Source organism: Phaeodactylibacter luteus (genome assembly GCF_007993045.1).
Lineage (GTDB): Bacteria > Bacteroidota > Bacteroidia > Chitinophagales > Saprospiraceae > Phaeodactylibacter > Phaeodactylibacter luteus.
Genome location: NZ_VOOR01000115.1, coordinates 1 through 2902 on the forward strand (window position 1 = coordinate 1; position 2902 = coordinate 2902).

Annotated in this window: 2 protein-coding genes; both read left to right on the plus strand. The window is 50.2% G+C overall.

Going from position 1 to position 2902, the window contains the following annotated elements; all coding sequences use genetic code 11:
• Nucleotides 1-200: 200 nt before the first annotated feature.
• Nucleotides 201-992 carry a cohesin domain-containing protein gene (locus tag FRY97_RS21635; RefSeq protein ID WP_147169705.1) on the plus strand — a complete coding sequence of 264 codons (792 nt, stop codon included), beginning with the start codon at nt 201-203 and terminating at the stop codon, nt 990-992.
• Nucleotides 993-1123: 131 nt separating this feature from the next.
• The coding region (locus FRY97_RS21640; RefSeq protein ID WP_147169706.1) for a cohesin domain-containing protein at nt 1124-2902 on the plus strand (1779 nt) is incomplete at its 3' end.

Here is a 2902-nt window from a genome sequence, read left to right on the forward strand (position 1 = left end):
CGCCCCGGCAAAGCCAAAGAGAGGCCCGCAGCAATCGCTGCGGGCCTCTTGGTTTTTATGGGCTTCCTGCCAAAAATGCCATCCGTTGTGCCTAAACGGAAGGCAGCAGAGCAGGGCAGGAAAATTAGTCTGAAGGCGGCTTCCCATAGTTGCCAAAAAATTGCTACCTTGCACAGCGTTACAAATAACTACATGATCCCATGAAACAAATCGCTAATTCTGCGAGGTGCAACCTTGTAGCAGCGCTGCTTTTTATCCTTCCTTCCTTAGCTGCTGCTCAGGTAACTGTCTATGCATCAAGTCATACCGTCCTTCCTGACGAGAATTTTACCGTTTCCATCAAGGCTATCAATTTCGATTCCATAGCGGGCTGTCAGTTCAGTGTGAGCTGGGATACGACGCTGTTTCGTTTGCAGGAGGCAGGCAATCTGAATGAAAACCTGTCCACTATTGTGGAAAACTTCAACTATTCCGAGGCAGACAGTGGCTATTTGGGCTTTTTGTGGTTCGAACCTGCCGTTCAGCCCATTTCATTGGAAGATGATGCGACCTTGTTTACTATGGACTTTGAGGTACTGGAAGACAACACCACCTTGGATTCTATCCGGTTTACGGATTTCCCAGTAGTTGTTGAGTTTGCTAATGCAAATGAGCAGACGCTGGATGTCAGCTTTATTCCTGGTGCTGTGCAAATTGATGGCATCAACAGCATCCGGCGTAGGAATGCCGCGGCTTGGCTAACCATCACGAGTGGGCCTAACCCATTTCAAAAAGTGACTTCAGTAACGCTGGACTTCAAGCAGGGTACAGAAGCAGAGGTTGTTATTTATGACGCACAAGGACAGCAAATTAGCCGGGTGAGCAACTATTACGCGCCTGGCCAGCACCTTTTCGAGGTAGATGCGGAAAACCTCGGTGGGGCGGGTGCCTACGTTTTGCGGGTAACCGCTGACGAATTCGAGCTATCACACAAGCTGCTCTTGGCCCGATAAAGAGAAGCATTACACACACGATACTCCGGTATGTGCATTACCGATTGGCACAGCTGGAGGAGAGGGGGCAACCCCAGCCGATAAGTAGAATCCCAAGAATAGTTAATAAACATCCCAAATTCCGAGCACCGATGAACAAATTATTTACCTGCCTAATCCTAGGCCTGTTTGTCTGTGGAGTATCTCTATCTGCACAAACACCTACCTTCAGTATTGATCCTACCACGACAGATGCCGCGATCAACGACGTCATCGAGGTCGACATCCGCGTTTCCGATTTCCAGGGGCTTGCCAGTGCACAGTTTGGTGTCAGATGGGACCCTGCTGTTCTTCGGTTCGTCTCCATCAAGAATATCAACTCCGCCCAGTTTCCGGGCCTCATTGAAAGCGTATTCAGCACGCCGAACCAAGATCAAGGCGGCAACGTGCCTCCCGGCGGCGTAGGCGTAGCTTGGTTTGAGAGCTCTTTCACAACGGTCAGTGTTCCTGATGGCACCTTGTTCTACACACTGGAGCTTCGGGTTTTGGATTGTGGGCCCTCAGACATCACATTTGGAGGGCCGCCTACCCCAGGTATCGAGGTGCTCAATGGCAGCTTTGTAAATGTAGGGCTCAACCCGGAAAATGGTGTGGTGAACGTTACCAACCCAGAATGTGCCGGCGGAGCAGACCCGGAAGTATCACTCGATATACGGAATACAACCCTTGGCGTAGGAGAACAAGGCTGTATCGATGTCAGGGTACAGGATTTCACGGACATCGCAAGCATGCAGCTGAGTATCAGCTATGACCCGTCGGTGGTCAGCTACAACGGGGCGGATGGCTTCAACTTGCCGGGGCTAGATTTTACAGACTTTGCGAACCCCTCCGCAGGGGTGATTACAGTTGATTGGTCGAGCGGTGCAGGCGCAACCCTGCCCGATAATGCTACTGCTTTTCAGTTGTGTTTCACGGGCGAGGCTGCTGGCACTTCCTCTGTGGAGTTTGCAGATACTCCTCTGCCCATTTCAGTGGAGAACACTTCTAATGAGAATGTCATCTTCAACGGTAATAATGGGATGGTCACCGTTGAAGATGTGAGCGTAACGTTGGATATACTTAATAATGTAGCTGACCTGGGCAATGAAGCCTGTGTGGAGGTCCGCGCTCTGGATTTTGAGGACATCGGCAGTATGCAGTTTACCATCAATTACGACGATTCTCGGCTGTCCTTGAATGGTGTTGATAACTTCAACCTTACTGGCCTGGATGCAGGAGATTTTGACACCTCCGTGCCTGGAGTCATTACCTGTAACTGGTCCGCAGCAGGAGGCGCCACGGTGCCTAATGGCACATCTATTTTCCGCCTTTGCTTTACAACACTCCAAGAAGGGACTACTTCCTTGTCTTTCTCTGATACTCCTGTAGCGACACAAGCTGCTACAAGCGGAGGGGCAGCGATTGAGCTGAATGGCCAGAACGGCAACATCACGGTGAATGCAATCGATGTCATTTTCGATTTATCAGATGAAGTCATTCAGCAGGGCGAAACAGCTTGCGTTGATGTGACAGTAGCCGATTTCAATAATATAGCAGGCATTCAGCTTTCCATAGCTTACGATGCTTCCCTGCTTGAATTTGACAATATCACTTTGCAGGCGCTTCCTGGCTTGCAGCAATCTGATTTCAATACCTCAAACGCAGGTGTAGTGACGCTCAATTGGTCGAGTGCCAATAGCGTAACCCTTCCAGATGGTGCCGTATTGTTCCAGCTTTGTTTCACCGGTACAGGTGTGGGCAATGCAGGGCTTACCTTTAGCGATGTACCCCTGCCTATTGAGATACTGACTAGTGGCGGTGCTGAGATTGATTTTAGTGGGCAGAGCGGCGCTGTGGAAATACAAGGTATTGTGGGTACAGGCGATCTCACC